This window comes from Kineosporia sp. NBRC 101731 (genome assembly GCF_030269305.1).
GTDB lineage: Bacteria > Actinomycetota > Actinomycetes > Actinomycetales > Kineosporiaceae > Kineosporia.
In genome coordinates this window covers 65,991-81,470 of sequence record NZ_BSTC01000015.1, presented here as the reverse complement: position 1 = coordinate 81,470, position 15,480 = coordinate 65,991, and the positions used below count along the sequence as shown (strand labels likewise).

The window sequence follows — 15,480 nt, the reverse complement described above, 5'->3', positions numbered from 1 at the left end:
GTTGAAACGCGAGGGAGCACCCAGGTGTCCGAATCCGGCCCCGGCCAGGTCCACGACGTTGTGATCCTCGGAGGCGGCAGCGGCGGTTATGCCGCGGCACTACGGGCTTCCCAGCTGGGCCTCGACGTCGTGCTGATCGAGAAGGACAAGGTCGGCGGCACCTGCCTGCACCGCGGGTGCATCCCGACCAAGGCTCTGCTGCACGCGGCCGAGGTCGCCGACTCGGCCCGCGAGAGCGAGCGCTTCGGGGTCAAGGCGAACTTCGAGGCGATCGACATGCCCGGCGTGAACAAGTACAAGGACGGCGTCATCGGCCGCTTGTACAAGGGTCTGCAGGGTCTGGTCTCCGCCGCGAAGGTGACCTACGTGGAGGGCGAGGGCCGGCTGGTCGCGCCCGGCACGGTCGAGGTCGCGGGCACCCGCTACCAGGGCCGCAACGTCGTCCTGGCGACCGGTTCGTACTCCCGTTCGCTGCCCGGCCTGGACATCGGCGGCCGGATCGTCACCAGTGACCAGGCCCTGAACCTCGACTCCGTCCCGCAGAGCGTCATCGTGCTCGGCGGCGGCGTCATCGGGGTCGAGTTCGCCAGTGTGTGGCGATCGTTCGGCGCCGAGGTGACGATCGTCGAGGCGCTGCCGAGGCTCGTGCCCGCGGAAGACCCGGCCGCGTCGAAGGCCCTCGAGCGGGCCTTCCGCAAGCGTGGCATAGCGTTCAGGACAGGGATCCGGTTCTCCGGGGCCCAGCAGGACGACGAGGGAGTCACCGTCTCGCTGGAGTCCGGTGACACCCTGCGGGCGGATCTGTTGCTGGTCGCGGTCGGGCGGGGCCCGAACGCGGACGGTTTCGGTTACCAGGAGGCGGGGGTGAACATGGACCGGGGCTTCGTGCTCACCGACGAGCGACTACGCACGAACGTGGAGGGAATCTTCGCGGTCGGCGACATCGTCCCGGGGCTCCAGCTCGCCCATCGCGGTTTCGCCCAGGGCATCTTCGTCGCCGAGGAGATCGCCGGGCTGGGCCCGGCCCCCCTGGTCGAGTCGGGCATCCCCCGGGTCACGTACTGCGACCCGGAGGTCGCTTCGGTCGGACTGACCGAGGCACAGGCGCGCGAGCGTCACGGCGACGACCACGTGCAGACCTACGAGTACAACCTGGCGGGCAACGGCAAGAGCCAGATCCTGGCCACCGCCGGCTTCGTCAAGCTGGTCCGCCAGAAGGACGGCCCGGTACTGGGTGTACACATGGTCGGCGCACGGGTCGGGGAACTCATCGGAGAGAGCCAGCTGATCGTCAACTGGGAGGCTTTCCCGGAAGAGGTCGCCCAGCTGGTGCACGCCCACCCCACCCAGAACGAGGCTCTGGGCGAGGCGCACCTCGCACTCGCCGGGAAGCCGCTCCACGCTCACGCCTGACAGCACGACCTGAAAACAAAGGCGCACCACCAGATGTACCCGCTCTCCCAGTACCCCGAGCGGTTGACCACAACACTTCAACGGCGCCACTGACGCCGACGAAACACGAAGGAGAGCGGAGAACAGATGTCGGACTCCGTGCAGATGCCCGCGCTGGGTGAAAGCGTCACCGAAGGCACCGTGACCCGGTGGCTGAAGCAGGTGGGTGAGCGGGTCGAGGTCGACGAGCCCCTGCTGGAGGTCTCGACCGACAAGGTCGACACCGAGATCCCCTCGCCGTTCGCGGGTGTGATCGAGCAGATCCTGGTCTCGGAAGACGAGACCGTGGAGATCGGCGCTCAGCTCGCCGTCATCGGTGACGGCTCCGCCTCGGCCTCCGAGCCGGCCCAGGAAACCCCTGCCGCCGCCCCGGCCCAGCCTCAGGCCGCACCCCAGCAGCAGGCCGCACCCCAGGCCCCGGCCGCTCCGGAGGCTCCTGCCTCTGGCGGCGACGAGGGCACCACCGTCTCGATGCCCGCGCTGGGCGAGAGCGTCACCGAGGGCACCGTCACCCGGTGGCTGAAGCAGGTCGGCGAGTCGGTCGAGGTCGACGAGCCGCTGCTCGAGGTCTCGACCGACAAGGTCGACACCGAGATCCCCTCGCCCGTCGGCGGCACCGTGCAGAAGATCTTGGTGAACGAGGACGAGACGGTCGAGGTCGGTGCTGCTCTGGCGGTCATCGGCTCCGGCGCCCCGGCTGCACCCGCTGCCCCGGCCCAGCCCGCTGCCGCTCCGGCACCGGCGCCCACCCCGGCTCCGGCTCCGGCCGCTGCTCCGGCTCCGGCCGCTGCTCCAGCGCCCGCGCCGGCTCCCGCCCCGGCCGCTGCTCCCGCCCCGGCCGCTGCTCCCGCCCCGGCCGCTGCTCCGGCCGCGTCCAACGGCGCGTCGCAGGACGGCCCGGGTTACGTCACCCCGCTGGTGCGCCGCATGGCCGCCGAGCAGGGTGTGGACCTCTCCGCCATCACCGGTACCGGTGTCGGCGGGCGGATCCGCAAGCAGGACGTGATCGACGCCGCGAAGGCCAAGGAGACCAGCCGGCCGGCTGCCCCCGAGGCGGCCCCGGCCCCCGCGGCGGTTGCTTCCCAGGCCGCGCCGGCCAAGCCGAAGCCGATCCAGGTCTCGGAACTGCGGGGCACCACCGAGAAGATGTCGCGTCTTCGCAAGGTGCTCGCCAAGCGCATGGTCGAGTCGCTGCAGACCTCCGCCCAGCTGACCAGCGTGGTCGAGGTCGACGTCACCCGGATCGCGCGCCTGCGTGACCGGGCCAAGGGCCCGTTCCTGGCCCGCGAGGGTGTGAAGCTCTCGTTCATGCCGTTCTTCGCCCTGGCCGCGATCGAGGCGCTGAAGCAGCACCCGAAGCTCAACGCCAGCATCGACGGCGAGAACGTGGTCTACCACGCTCAGGAGAACCTGGCGATCGCCGTGGACGCCGAGCGGGGCCTGACCGCGCCGGTCATCCAGAACGCCGGTGACCTCAACATCGCCGGGCTGGCCCGCAAGATCGTCGATGTCGCCGAGCGCACGCGCACCAACAAGCTCAGCATGGACGACCTGGCCGGCGGTACGTTCACGCTGACGAACACCGGCAGCCGCGGCGCCCTGTTCGACACACCGATCCTGTTCCCGCCGCAGACCGGCATCCTCGGCACCGGTGTCGTGGTCAAGCGCCCGGTCGTGGTGAAGGACTCCGACGGTGCGGAGAGCATCGGCATCCGCTCGATCGTCTACCTGGCGCTGTCGTACGACCACCGCCTGGTCGACGGCGCCGACGCCGCCCGGTTCCTCGGCACCATGAAGGCCCGGCTCGAGGAAGGCGCTTTCGAGGGCGACCTCGGCCTCTGAGAACGGCTCTGACCGACCGGCCGGTCCTTGTCCCCTGTCGGGGACGGGGACCGGCCGTTCGGCCTTTGTCTGCTCAGCAGGCAGGATCGTCAGCGGCACGGCAGGCTGGGCCACCTGGCCCTGCCCGGAAAGACATTCTCTGAGAACGAAAAGGACACACCCATGAAGGTCGCGGTCACCGGCTCGCACGGCCTGATCGGCTCAGCCCTCGTCGAGCGCCTGAGCGCGCGGGGGGACGAGGTGGTCAAGCTGGTGCGCGCAACTCCCTCCGGACCCGATGAGGTGCAGTGGGACCCGGCCGGTGGCAGCGTCGACCTGGACGGCCTGGCCGGCGTCGAGGGCGTGGTGCACCTGGCCGGTGCCGGCGTCGGCGACCACCGCTGGACGGCTGCGTACAAGCGCGAGATCCGGGACTCCCGGGCCCTGGGTACCCGCACCCTGGTCCGGGCACTGACCTCGCTCGAGACCCCGCCCCGGGTGCTCGTGAGTGGTTCGGCCATGGGCTATTACGGTGAACGCGGCGAGGAGATCCTCACCGAGCAGTCCGGGCCGGGCGCGGGCTTCCTGGTCAGCGTGGTCGAGGTGTGGGAGGCCGAGGCCGCCCCCGCCGCCGACGTCGGCATCCGGGTCGTGCACCCGCGATTCGGGCTGGTCATGGCCCCGAACGGCGGTGCTTTCAAGCAGTTGCTGCTGCTCGCGAAGCTCGGTCTGGCCGGGCCGATGGGCAACGGACGCCAATGGTGGAGCTGGGTCACCCTGCCCGACGCCCTCGCCGCCCTGGAACTCATGCTCGACGGCGACCTGACCGGCCCGGTGAACGTGGTCGGCCCCGAGCCCGCCCGCAACATCGACGTGATGAAGGCCGTCGCCGGGGCCCTGCACCGCCCCGCCCTGCTGCCTGCCCCCGCCTTCGCCCTCAAGGCCGTGCTCGGGGAGTTCGCCGGTGAAGTGCTGGCCAGCCAGCGGGTGGACCCGGGAAAGCTGCGCGCCGCCGGCTTCCGCTGGGAGCACGACACCCTCGCCAAGGCCGCGGCCTGGACCACCGGGCAGTAGGCGCCCGGCCTCACCCTCGCCCGTAACTCTCCCGACCACCACCCAGAACACCACCCAGAACACCGCGCAGGACATCCGGGCCGATGCCGCAACATCACTCACCGTTCCGGATGTCGTGCACCCGCCAGCGCCCCGCCCCTTCCTGCACCGGACCGACCGCGCGCAGCGTGAACACCAGGGGCGCGGCCTCGGCCGGGGGCACGCCGGCGGCGAAGCCACCGCTCACACGAACCTGTCGATGTGCCGTGGTGCTGACCACAGCGCGCACTTGTGCCGTGCTGCCCCGCACCTTCAGCACCTCCACCCGCCCGAACCGGTAGTCCAGAGCCTCCAACCGGTACCCATTGCGACGTAAGCGTTTCAACAGCCCTTGATCGGCCCGTTCAGCAGGCGAACCCGGATCGTCGGCCAGAGCGAGCTTCTGCTGCGAGACCATCTCGAACGCCTGGGCGCGGGCCCTGCCGATCCGGGTGAGCGCCTCGGTCAGTTCGACGTCGAGTTGTTCCCCCGGACGAATCTCTCCCGGCCCGTTTTCCCCCCGCTCGGCCACTCCTGACCCGGTTTCTCCAGACCCAGCCCTTCCCGGCCCTGCTTCCCCCAGCCCGGCCACTCCTGACCCGACTTCTCCCGACCCAGCCCCTCCTGGCCGCACTTCCCCCAGCCCGGCCTCTCCTGGCCCGGCCTCCCCCTCGGTGACCTGGACCGACCGAGCCGCGGCGACGTCTTCTGATCGGCTCCCGCTCGCCGCCACCGGACCGGCACCCGTCGTCCGCAGCATGTGCCGGCCCACCCCCGCCGTCACGGCGCCGAGCAGACCGATTGCCGCCAGGAGCGCCAGCAACCGGGTCACCGGGACTGTCCGCCGCACCGGAGAAACCTCTGGTGAAGGCTCTTTCACCGAAGGTCGGGCACTCTGACGCGGCGGCGGAACGCGGCGCGTCGTCAGCTCCCGCACCGGTGGAGCGCCCGCCCCACTCTTCAAGCGGATCGGTGAGGGACGAGCCGCCCGCCACGCCAGATCGGCCAACTCGGACAGACCGGGTCGCTGTTGCGGGTCCGCCGCCAGGCCGCGGGCCAGAACCCGGAACAGGTCGTCGGGTGGATCGGCCGAGTCGGCGGAGTCCACGGAGTCCACCGCGAGTGGATGGACCGGCGGATGGCCGGTCAGGGCGAACCAGCACGACGCCGCCAGCGCCCAGACATCCGCGGCGCGCAGGGCCGCCGCATCTACCGGACCGTCTCCGGCCAGCGTGTGCACCACCGCTGGATCTATGAAACCGGGTGTTCCCCATACGTCCTCGTGACGCTCACCGAGCATCCGAGCCACCCCGAGGTCGCCCAGCCGGGGACAGCCGTCAGCTGCCAGCAAAATGTTGCCCGGCGAGACGTCACCGTGGGTGAGCCCACTCTGGTGAAGGTGCTCCAGGGCGGAGACCATCGGGATGAGCACGGTGACGACCTCTTCCGGCGGCAGCGGGCCCCGGGCCGCCACCAGCGCGGCGAGACTGCCGCCGGCGGCAAGGTCGAGCACGAGCGCCAGGTGGTCGTCGGGAAGCACGACCACCCGCTGCATCCTCACGATGTGCGGGTGCTCGATCCGCGAGAGCAGGGAGGTCTCGTACTCCGGGCCGGAAAACGACTGCTCGGAGCCAAATTCGACCGGATCCCGGCGGCGCCCGATCTTCAGCGCCACCTCGTCGCCCAGGACCAGGTCTTCGGCCCGCCAGACCTCGCCGTGCGCACCGAAACCCAGCAGCGCGGACAGGCGGAAGCCGGGCACCTCGGGCGGTTCGGCGAAGGGCGTGAGATCCATGCCGCCACTGTGCCCCGAAGTACCGACGGCCCGTTTTGGATATCCACAGGGCGCCGGTTATCCACAGGACCGAGAGGCCGCCCTTGCCGGAGCCGCCGAACCTGACATGCTTCGAGGCGGAAACGCACCGCTGACCACGAGCACCGGAGGCCGCCGTGTCCGAGCAGAGCCCACCGCAGACCGTACCTCCGCGCGAACTACCCACGGCCGCCGACGTCGTCGTGGTGGGCGCCGGTCTCGCCGGTCTGGTCTGTGCCCGGCAGCTCTCCCGCCGGGGTATCGACGTGGTTCTGCTGGAAGCCTCCGACGCTCCCGGCGGCCGCGTCCGCACCGATGTGGTCGGCGGTTTCCTCTGTGACCGGGGTTTTCAGCTGCTCAATCCCGCATACCCCGAGGTCCGCCGGGCGCTCGACGTCGGCGCGCTACGGCTGCAGTCCTTCCCGGCCGCTCTGGTGATCGCGGGATCACGTGGTCGTCAGGTCCTGGCCGACCCGCGCCGCTCCCCCGGCCTGCTGCCCCTCACCGCAGCCAGTCTGCTCCGTGAGCGCACCGGAAGCTGGCGCGAGAAAGCTGCTTTCGTCCGCTGGGCACTGGAGGCGGCCCGGAAAGACCCGGAAAGGCTGTTGTCCGAACCGGATCTGCCCTGGGGCGAGGCACTCACCCGGCGCGGGGTCGACGGCGAGCTGCGCAACCAGGTGGTCGCGCCGTTCCTGGCCGGGGTGCTGGGCGAAGACGCCGGGGTCACCTCGCACCAGTTCGTGCAGTTACTGGTGCGGTCGTTCGTGCGGGGCACGCCCGCGGTTCCGTGGCGCGGCATGCGAGCCGTGCCGGAACAACTGGCCGCCCAGGTGCCCAACATCCACTACGGGGTGCGGGCCGGGTCGGCCGGCCCCGGGCTCGTGCAGACCGAGGCCGGTGACATCCAGGCCCGGGCCGTGGTGGTGGCAACGGATCCGCGTAGTGCCACCACACTGCTGGACCTGCCCGCGGTGCAGTCACGCGGCCTCACCACCTACTGGCACGCGGCCCCCGAGGCGCCTACCCGTTCCGGCGCCCTGCACGTCGACGGCGAGCGGCGTGGGCCGGTGGTCAACACCCTGGTCATCAGCAACCGGGCCCGCAGCTACAGCCCGGACGAACGGGCCCTGATCGCGACCACCGTGCTCGGCGGAGACCCCGATCTCAGCACCGAGCGCGCGGTCATGGCCCAGCTGGCCGAGATCTACGGTCAGCCCACGCACTGGTGGGAGTTGGTCCGGCGCGACGCCGTGCCCGAAGCCCTGACCGCCATGCCCGCGCCGCTGCAGGTGCGCAAGCCGGTCGCCCTGGGCGAAGGGGTGTTCGTGACGGGCGACCACCGCGACACCGCCTCGATCCAGGGCGCCCTGGTCTCCGGCCGCCGCACCGCCGATGCGGTGCTGGCCGACCTGGGCCTGCCCGCTGTCCCCCGGGAGCCGCTCCGGGCCAGGTGAACGACCCGTGCCGCCGGAAGTCCACCCTGGTCCAGAGCCTGTTCCCCGGTCGGTGAGCCCGATCCGGCCACGTCCGGTCGACCCGTTCCCAGCCCGGCGAGTTCGCCGTCCTACTCCACAACCATCCGCCGGACCAGTCCGTCGCGGAACCAGTACCGGTGGCGTAGCTCGTGCTGATCAGCCAGGACCTCACCGGCCAGACCGCGCACCTCGTGCTCGACCACGGCCACGATCTCATCGTCGGTGGCACCGGGTTCGAAGTCCGTCGGCACGGCCTGGGGGTCCGAGACCGCGAACTGGCCCTGCCAGTACTCGCGGATCTCGTCCTTGCTCCTCAAGACCCTGCCCCCGGGCAGGTCCGGCCATTCCACGTCGTCCGTCATCATCGACAGCAGCCCCTCGACGTCGCGCCCGTTGAAGCAGCGGTACGCGTCGATCAGAAGCGCCTTGCGAGCGTCCATGGGCGACAAGCGTAGTGATCTTCTCTGAGGATCCGTGCCGGTGCTCACAGATCGCCCGGACGATCCGGGGGTGAACGCCGCGTAGGCTCGACGGCATGGGTTCGCTGCGGATCGAGCATCTGGGCTTCGGCGCCGACGCCGTGGAGTACACGGCCGGCTGGGAACGTCAGCGTGAGGTCCACGCCGAGGTCGCGGCGGGCGCCGACGACACCGTGCTGCTGCTCGAGCACCAGGCGGTCTACACCGCGGGCAAGCGCACCGAGCCGCACGAGCGCCCGTTCGACGGCACTCCGGTGATCGACGTCGACCGCGGAGGCAAGATCACCTGGCACGGTCCGGGCCAGCTGGTGGGCTACCCGATCGTGCAGCTGGCCAAACCGGTCGACGTGGTGGCCTACGTCCGCCGCATCGAGCAGCTGATCATCGACGTCTGCGCCGGCATCGGGGTGCACGGCACCCGGGTCGAGGGCCGCAGCGGCGTATGGATCCCAGCGGGTGCGGGCCGCCCGGAGCGCAAGGTGGCGGCCATCGGCATCCGCGTCGCGCGCGGCGTCACCATGCACGGCTTCTCCCTGACCTGTGACTCCGACCTGGGTGCCTTCGGGCAGATCGTGCCCTGCGGCATCGCCGACGCCGGGGTGACATCGCTCAGCGCCGAGGCCGGCCGCGACGTCACCGTCCGGGAGATGCTGCCCCTGATCGAGGCCGCCCTGCCCGACTACGACCTGCCCGGCCACCACCACCGGCGCATCCCGAAGAAGCCGAAGGCCGACGCCCCCAAGATCGAGACGATCAGCGACGCCATCAGCAGCCTGACCCAGGAACTGAGCCGAACACAGCCCTAGGGCATGGCCACCTTCCGGTTCGTGATCACGCAGTCCCTGGCCGTCGGCCGGGCGGTGCCCCCACTTCCCCGGGAAGTGGGGGAAGGCCACCGCGCCGGCCCGATCCCTCGTTCGTGAGGAGCCACAGCTCCAGGGGGCCCACGTGACTACTGTGCGCCTTCACTGCGACACTCCAACAGACCAAGGTCCACCTAACCAACCCCTGGCCTCCACCCCTTCCACTCGCTATCATCGGCGAATGGCGATACCAACTGGGCTGACCAATGCCGCGGCCGGACAGAAGGCCAGCGCGACGTCTCCCGAGGGCGACGAGGACGTCACCGCAGCGGCCTACCTCTTCCGCACGCTCGGTGACCCGACCCGGTTGCTGATCCTTCGTCACCTGGCCCGCGGCGAGCACCGCGTCGTCGACCTGATGTCCCACCTCGGCCTGGCGCAGTCCACGGTCTCCGGCCATCTGGCCTGCCTGCGTGACTGTGGTCTGGTGCAGTCCCGGGCCCGGGGCCGGGCGTCGCTGTACTCGCTGGCCCGGCCGGAACTTCTCGACCTGTTCGGCGCCACCGAGTCGTTCCTCGAGGCCACCGGCGAGCGCGTCGTCCTCCATCACACCTCGGTGCGCGCCCGCACCGACCACGAGCACGACGGCACGCACCAGCACGCCCAGCCGACGAACAGCGAGCCGCGACCCGGTCTCGAACTGGCTCACGAGAACGTGGAGAGCCCTGTATGACCACGCATCCCGGCCCGGAGCACGAGCACGACCACGGTCACGCACACGACGACGTACCTGAGCACGGGCCGGAGAAGCGGGCTTCCTGCGGGCCCGACGGCCTCAGCGGGCTGAAGGCCCCCTGCGCCCCGGAGAGCAAGGCCGCCCCTCAGAAGATGCAGAAGGGCCAGAGCTCTCAGAACGACGATGCCGGTCACGGTCATGGTCACGGCCACGCCCTCCCGCAGGGAGCGGGGGCGAAGAGACGCCTGTCGCTCGTGCTGGGCCTCACCGTCGCAGTGCTGGTGCTGGAGGCTGTCGGTGCTGCGCTCACGGGCAGCCTCGCGCTGCTGGCCGACGCCGGCCACATGCTCACCGACACGGCCGGCCTGACCCTGTCGCTGATCGTCGCGATGCTCGCCGAGCGTCCGCCCACGGCCCGGCTGACCTGGGGCTGGAAGCGGGCCGAGGTGCTGTCCGCCGCTCTGCAGGCCACCGCACTGCTGGCGATCGGCGTCTACATCCTGGTCGAGGGTGTGCAACGGCTGATCGACCCGCCCGAGGTCGCCGGCACCGGGATGATCGTGTTCGGTGCGATCGGTCTGGCGGCCAACGCCGCTGCGATCCTGATCCTGCTCAAGGGGCAGGCCGAGAACATGAACACCCGCGCGGCCTTCCTGGAGGTGGTGAACGACGCCCTGGGTTCGGTCGCCGTGCTGATCGCGGCGGCGGCGATCTGGATCACCGGCTGGGACCGCGCCGACGCCGTGGCCTCGATCCTCATCGGCTCGCTGATCCTGCCCCGCTGCTGGATGCTGCTGCGCCAGGCGGTGACGGTGCTGCTGGAGGCCACCCCGATGACGGTCGACCTGGACGAGGTGCGCACCCACGTGCTCGGGGTGCCGCACGTGCGCGGGGTGCACGACCTGCACGCCTCGATGGTCGCGACCGGCCTGCCGATCCTGTCGGCGCACGTGGTGGTCGAGGACGACTGTTTCCACGACGGGCACCTCACCGTGATGCTCGACGAACTGCAGAGCTGCCTGGCCGGGCACTTCGACGTCGAGCACTCCACCTTCCAGTTCGAGGCGGAGACGCACGCCGACCACGAGCACCCCACCCACGCGTGATCAGCCCCACGTCCGCGCCGGGCCTGGAATGAGGCACCCGCGAGGGCGCTTAGAGTTGGGGCAGGGCGACGGCCGGCCAGGTGCGGGTCGCTGCCCACCAGACCGGCGGTCAACGGCAGGCCGGTGAGTAGCCAGACCCGGGTGACCCCCGGGAACGTGCGAACAGGGAGCACAGGTGACGATCGCACCCGAGGGCAGGCGGCTTCTGAGGGTCGAGGCCCGCAATGCCGAGACCCCGATCGAGCGGAAGCCCCCGTGGATCCGGACCACCGCGAAGATGGGGCCGGAGTACACCTCCCTCACCAGCCTGGTGAAGAAGGAAGGCCTGCACACGGTCTGCCAGGAGGCCGGCTGCCCCAACATCTTCGAGTGCTGGGAAGACCGCGAGGCCACCTTCCTGATCGGCGGTGACCAGTGCAGCCGCCGCTGCGACTTCTGCCAGATCCACAGTGGCAAGCCCTCCCCGCTCGACCGCGACGAGCCGCGCCGCGTGGCCGAGAGCGTGGCCACGATGGGCCTGCGCTACGCCACCGTCACCGGGGTCGCCCGCGACGACCTGGAGGACGAGGGCGCCTGGCTGTACGCCGAGACGATCCGGGCGATCCACCAGCAGTCCCCCGACACCGGGGTCGAGATCCTGGTGCCCGACTTCTCCGGCAAGCCCGAGCTGCTGCAGCAGGTGTTCGACGCGCAGCCGCAGGTGTTCGCCCACAACCTGGAGACGGTGCCGCGGATCTTCCGTCGTATCCGCCCGGCCTTCAAGTACGAACGGTCCCTGGAGGTCCTGCGGCTGGCCCGGGAGAAGGGCCAGGTGACGAAGTCCAACCTGATCCTGGGCATGGGCGAGACCCGCGAAGAAGTCTCCCAGGCGCTGGCCGACCTGCACGACCATGGTTGCGACCTGATCACGATCACGCAGTACCTGCGTCCGTCGCCGCTGCACCACCCGGTCGACCGCTGGGTGCGGCCCGAGGAGTTCGTCGACTTCAAGGACGAGGCCGAAGCCCTGGGTTTCGCCGGGGTGATGGCCGGGCCGCTGGTGCGCTCGTCCTACCGGGCGGGCCGGCTGTGGGCGCAGGCGATGACCAAGCGCGGCGAGCAGATCCCGGCCGGCCTGGCCCATCTCGCCCAGGAAACCACCGCGCGCCAGGAGGCCACGAGCCTGCTGGGACGCGCGTCACTCTGACCACCCCTGCGGAAGTATCCTTCGCTCATGGCTCGCAACACTCCCTCACAACCCGTCGACCCGGAGTCGATGGGCCGGTTCGCCCAGTTCCGCGCGGTGTTCTCGATGCTGCGCAAGGCCGACCCGATGGCGGTCGTCTGGATGCTGGTCGCGCTGGTCGGTCTCACGGCCGCCGGCATCCTCATCGGCCTGGCCGTGGGGCACCCGATCTACGCGGGCATTCTCGGCTTCATGGTCGGGCTCCTGCTCGCGATCATCATCATGGGCCGCCGCGCCGAACGCGCCGCCTACACCCAGATCGGTGACCGCAAGGGCGTCGTCGGCTACGCGCTGAAGGGCCTGCGGCGCGGCTGGAACGTCGAGGAGCAGCCGGTCGGCGTCGACCCGCGCACGCAGGACCTGCTCTTTCGCGCCGTAGGCCGTCCGGGTGTCGTACTGGTCACCGAGGGCCCGATGCCCCGCGTCGCGAAGCTGGCCGAGACCGAGCGCAAGCGCACGGCCCGGCTGCTGCCCGAGGTCCCGGTCATCGTGGTCCACGCCGGGGAGGGCCCCGACCAGGTCCCGATGCAGAAGCTCGTGCGTCACCTGATGCGCAAGAAGCCGGTGATCACCAAGCAGGAGGTCTCCGAGGTGAGCAAGCGTCTGCGCGCCCTCGGTGCCGCCCGCCTGCCCATCCCCAAGGGCGTCGACCCGACGCGCATGCGGCCCGACCGCCGCGCCAGCAAGGGCCGCTGACCTTCCCGAGCCGCACCACAGAATTGAGGACGTTGTCGAGACTCGAGTCTCGACAACGTCCTCAATTCGTGGGTGCCGTTGAACGCAAAAACCCTCAGTTGCGGGCGACGACCGAACTCGAGAGCAGGTCGTGCAGGCCGCGCCGGTCGACGTCCCAGCCCATCGTCAGCGGCGGGACCACCAGCGACAGCAGCACGGCGCGGTAGAGGCTGCGCAGCAGGCCGATCGGGCCCCCACCGACCACACGCTCGACGTGCACGCCCATCACGCGCTGACCCACCGTGTACCCGGCCGTGCCGACGAGCAGCAGGTTCTCCAGAGCCAGGAGCACCACGGGGATGAAGGTGCCCAGCCCCTGGGCGACCGTCTCGGCGCCGAAGAAGCCCCGCGCGATCACCAGGCAGAGCACCCAGTCGATGAGGACGCTGGCGAACCGGCGCCCAGGGCGGGCCAGCGATCCGGGACCGCGCTCCGGCCGGTCCAGACGTTCCCCCGGATACCCGGAGACGCCCGTCACCGCCTCGGGCCCCTGGAGCCACGACCCGATGTCCCGCCTGTCAACCGCCACGCCTCGAGCATAAGGGAGGCCCACCGGAAGGCTCCGGGCGTCCCGGTCCGGGCCCCTACCAGAGGCCTTGGGCACCAGTAAAAGTGAGATACGCGCCATTGCCGATTAATTGTTTCCACCATGTCACGTGGAAATTTCCTGATGATGTCTAAAGCACTCGATGGGGCCGGAGAGTGACCGAGAGAGACCCATTTCGAGTAGTTGGAAGACGTGAGAAGAACGTGTTCCAACCCGTGACCACGGTGTTGCCCGTGAACGATAGGGTCAGGTCCACGTACCCCACGATCAGCGTCGATCGCAGGTGACGGCACTTCCAGGTCGCTCTGCGCCTGAAGATCGGAGCAGCCCGGAACCGTCACCTGCTCGACATGACTCGACATGATGGGGCACGGCCGAAATCGCCGGTAAATGTCCGGGGCACTCCCCCCGGACGCATATCGGCGGTATAAGACGTCAGCACCACCGACGGTTCCCGACCCGTAGACCGCGACCGATCCCCGACCGTGGAGGTTGGATTGTTCAGCAACGCCGAAGAGGTGACCAAGTTCATCGCAGAGAACGACGTCAAGTTCGTTGACGTCCGGTTCTGCGACCTGCCCGGTGTGATGCAGCACTTCAATGTGCCGGCGTCCACCGTGGGCGAGGACTTCTTCAACGACGGCCAGATGTTCGACGGCTCCTCGATCCGCGGCTTCCAGGCGATCAACGAGTCCGACATGAAGCTGATGCCGGACCTGCACACCGCCTACATCGACCCGTTCCGTGTCGAGAAGACGCTCAACATCAACATGAGCATCGTCGACCCGTACACGAACGAGCCGTACAGCCGTGACCCGCGTCAGGTCGCGGCCAAGGCCGAGGCCTACCTCAAGTCGACGGGGATCGCCGACACGGCGTTCTTCGCCCCCGAGGCCGAGTTCTACATCTTCGACGACGTGCGCTTCGAGACGAAGCAGAACCTGTCGTTCTACGAGATCGACTCGATCGAGGCCGCCTGGAACACCGCCCGTAAGGAAGACGGCGGCAACCTGGGCCACAAGACCCCCTACAAGGGTGGTTACTTCCCGGTCCCGCCGGTCGACCACTACGCCGACCTGCGTGACCAGATGGTCATCGCGCTCGACAACCTGGGCCTCGAGGTCGAGCGGAGCCACCACGAGGTGGGCACCGCCGGTCAGGCCGAGATCAACTACCGCTTCGACAGCCTGGCCAAGTCCGCGGACAAGGTCATGCTGTTCAAGTACGTGATCAAGAGCGTCGCGCACGCCGCGGGCAAGACGGTCACGTTCATGCCGAAGCCGATTTTCCAGGACAACGGCTCGGGTATGCACTGCCACCAGTCGCTCTGGAAGGACGGCTCGCCGCTCTTCTACGACGAGAGCGGTTACGGCGGCCTGTCCGACATCGCCCGCTGGTACATCGGTGGCCTCCTGCACCACGCCCCGTCGCTGCTGGCCTTCACCAACCCGACGGTGAACTCGTACCACCGTCTGGTGCCGGGCTACGAGGCGCCGGTCAACCTGGTCTACTCGGCCCGTAACCGCAGCGCCTGCGTGCGTATCCCGGTCACCGGTTCGAACCCGAAGGCCAAGCGCATCGAGTTCCGCGTGCCCGACCCGTCGAGCAACCCGTACCTGGCGTTCTCGGCGATGCTGATGGCCGGCATCGACGGCATCAAGAACCGCATCGAGCCGCCGGCCCCGGTCGACAAGGACCTCTACGAGCTGCCGCCGGAGGAGCACGCGGGCATCGCCCAGGTTCCGGCATCGCTCAGCGAGGCCCTCGACAACCTCGAGAAGGACCACGCCTACCTCGTCGAGGGTGGCGTCTTCACCGAGGACCTGATCGAGACCTGGATCGCGTTCAAGCGCGAGGCGGAGATCGACCCGATCCGTCTGCGCCCGCACCCGCACGAGTTCGAGCTGTACTACGACGTCTGATCCAGACGCAGGTCGGCCCGGCTCATAGAGCTGCCGGGCCGGGCTGGGGCCGTCGGCCGCGGTGTTCCGATCCCGGAACCCCGCAGCCGGCGGCCCCTCGTGCTTTCGGCCGGGTGTCCGGCGGAGCGCGTGGACCCGGCGAAGGTCCGGTCCGTCCGGTCCCCGAACGGCAGATCGGCGCGGTGATCTTCAGCACAGCGAGCCATCGGGTCATCGGGCCCGGCGTCCGGGGCCGCGTCTGTTTCCGGGCCCCGGCACCTGATCTGTTCCGGAG

13 protein-coding genes are annotated in these 15,480 nt (G+C 69.9%); 10 read left to right on the top strand and 3 right to left on the bottom strand.

Translation table 11 applies throughout. The features are described 5' to 3' along the window. Nucleotides 1-24 precede the first annotated feature (24 nt). The 3 genes from lpdA to QSK05_RS30220 all read left to right on the top strand — a co-directional run bounded on the left by lpdA (nucleotide 25) and on the right by QSK05_RS30220 (nucleotide 4,347). Complete coding sequence (gene lpdA, locus QSK05_RS30230) at nucleotides 25-1,413, top strand: dihydrolipoyl dehydrogenase (protein ID WP_285600784.1); 1,389 nt, start codon at nucleotides 25-27, stop codon at nucleotides 1,411-1,413. Nucleotides 1,414-1,539: 126 nt separating this feature from the next. After that, on the top strand, nucleotides 1,540-3,294 hold the full coding sequence (gene sucB / locus QSK05_RS30225; protein WP_285600783.1) for a 2-oxoglutarate dehydrogenase, E2 component, dihydrolipoamide succinyltransferase: 1,755 nt from the start codon (nucleotides 1,540-1,542) through the stop codon (nucleotides 3,292-3,294). Nucleotides 3,295-3,456: 162 nt separating this feature from the next. Then, a complete protein-coding gene (locus tag QSK05_RS30220) occupies nucleotides 3,457-4,347 on the top strand; it encodes a TIGR01777 family oxidoreductase (protein ID WP_285600782.1) in 891 nt (296 codons plus the stop codon). A 94-nt stretch (nucleotides 4,348-4,441) separates the two neighbouring features. On the opposite strand, the gene QSK05_RS30215 is transcribed toward QSK05_RS30220, so the two are convergent. After that, on the bottom strand, nucleotides 4,442-6,160 hold the full coding sequence (locus QSK05_RS30215; protein WP_285600781.1) for a serine/threonine-protein kinase: 1,719 nt from the start codon (nucleotides 6,158-6,160) through the stop codon (nucleotides 4,442-4,444). Nucleotides 6,161-6,315: 155 nt separating this feature from the next. Here QSK05_RS30215 and QSK05_RS30210 point away from each other — a divergent pair, with 155 nt between their 5' ends. Further along, nucleotides 6,316-7,632, top strand: a complete 1,317-nt coding sequence (locus tag QSK05_RS30210) for an NAD(P)/FAD-dependent oxidoreductase (RefSeq protein ID WP_285600780.1) — start codon at nucleotides 6,316-6,318, stop codon at nucleotides 7,630-7,632. Between the two features lie 110 nt (nucleotides 7,633-7,742). Here QSK05_RS30210 and QSK05_RS30205 read toward each other — a convergent pair whose 3' ends face one another. Continuing rightward, complete coding sequence (locus tag QSK05_RS30205) at nucleotides 7,743-8,093, bottom strand: nuclear transport factor 2 family protein (protein WP_285600779.1); 351 nt, start codon at nucleotides 8,091-8,093, stop codon at nucleotides 7,743-7,745. A 95-nt stretch (nucleotides 8,094-8,188) separates the two neighbouring features. Between QSK05_RS30205 and lipB the strand changes: the two genes are divergently transcribed. The 5 genes from lipB (at nucleotide 8,189) to QSK05_RS30180 (ending at nucleotide 12,698) form a co-directional block, all read left to right on the top strand. After that, a complete protein-coding gene (gene lipB, locus QSK05_RS30200; protein WP_285600778.1) occupies nucleotides 8,189-8,938 on the top strand; it encodes a lipoyl(octanoyl) transferase LipB in 750 nt (249 codons plus the stop codon). 238 nt (nucleotides 8,939-9,176) lie between these two features. Next, nucleotides 9,177-9,668 (top strand): ArsR/SmtB family transcription factor, encoded by a 492-nt coding sequence (locus tag QSK05_RS30195; RefSeq protein ID WP_285600777.1) that lies wholly within the window; start codon nucleotides 9,177-9,179, stop codon nucleotides 9,666-9,668. A gap of 155 nt (nucleotides 9,669-9,823) precedes the next feature. Next, the gene (locus QSK05_RS30190) at nucleotides 9,824-10,777 is read left to right on the top strand and encodes a cation diffusion facilitator family transporter (protein ID WP_502879838.1); all 954 of its coding nucleotides are present in this window, start codon (nucleotides 9,824-9,826) and stop codon (nucleotides 10,775-10,777) included. Nucleotides 10,778-10,952: 175 nt separating this feature from the next. Continuing rightward, complete coding sequence (lipA, locus tag QSK05_RS30185; protein ID WP_285600775.1) at nucleotides 10,953-11,963, top strand: lipoyl synthase; 1,011 nt, start codon at nucleotides 10,953-10,955, stop codon at nucleotides 11,961-11,963. Between the two features lie 27 nt (nucleotides 11,964-11,990). Then, the gene (locus tag QSK05_RS30180; RefSeq protein WP_285600774.1) at nucleotides 11,991-12,698 is read left to right on the top strand and encodes a DUF4191 domain-containing protein; all 708 of its coding nucleotides are present in this window, start codon (nucleotides 11,991-11,993) and stop codon (nucleotides 12,696-12,698) included. 94 nt (nucleotides 12,699-12,792) lie between these two features. On the opposite strand, the gene QSK05_RS30175 is transcribed toward QSK05_RS30180, so the two are convergent. Beyond that, nucleotides 12,793-13,266, bottom strand: a complete 474-nt coding sequence (locus QSK05_RS30175; RefSeq protein ID WP_285600773.1) for an RDD family protein — start codon at nucleotides 13,264-13,266, stop codon at nucleotides 12,793-12,795. Nucleotides 13,267-13,781: 515 nt separating this feature from the next. Here QSK05_RS30175 and glnA point away from each other — a divergent pair. Next, nucleotides 13,782-15,206: a type I glutamate--ammonia ligase gene (gene glnA / locus QSK05_RS30170; RefSeq protein WP_231484695.1), complete on the top strand. Its 1,425-nt coding sequence runs from the start codon at nucleotides 13,782-13,784 to the stop codon at nucleotides 15,204-15,206. Nucleotides 15,207-15,480: the final 274 nt, after the last annotated feature.

What these genes read in the sequence shown, in the direction of transcription:
- QSK05_RS30180 (WP_285600774.1), top strand. Translation starts at nt 11,991, where the DNA reads ATGGCTCGCAACACTCCCTCACAACCCGTCGACCCGGAGTCGATGGGC.
- sucB (WP_285600783.1), top strand. Translation starts at nt 1,540, where the DNA reads ATGTCGGACTCCGTGCAGATGCCCGCGCTGGGTGAAAGCGTCACCGAA.
- QSK05_RS30220 (WP_285600782.1), top strand. Translation starts at nt 3,457, where the DNA reads ATGAAGGTCGCGGTCACCGGCTCGCACGGCCTGATCGGCTCAGCCCTC.
- QSK05_RS30190 (WP_502879838.1), top strand. Translation starts at nt 9,824, where the DNA reads ATGCAGAAGGGCCAGAGCTCTCAGAACGACGATGCCGGTCACGGTCAT.
- QSK05_RS30195 (WP_285600777.1), top strand. Translation starts at nt 9,177, where the DNA reads ATGGCGATACCAACTGGGCTGACCAATGCCGCGGCCGGACAGAAGGCC.
- QSK05_RS30215 (WP_285600781.1), bottom strand. Translation starts at nt 6,160, where the DNA reads ATGGATCTCACGCCCTTCGCCGAACCGCCCGAGGTGCCCGGCTTCCGC.
- lipB (WP_285600778.1), top strand. Translation starts at nt 8,189, where the DNA reads ATGGGTTCGCTGCGGATCGAGCATCTGGGCTTCGGCGCCGACGCCGTG.
- QSK05_RS30205 (WP_285600779.1), bottom strand. Translation starts at nt 8,093, where the DNA reads ATGGACGCTCGCAAGGCGCTTCTGATCGACGCGTACCGCTGCTTCAAC.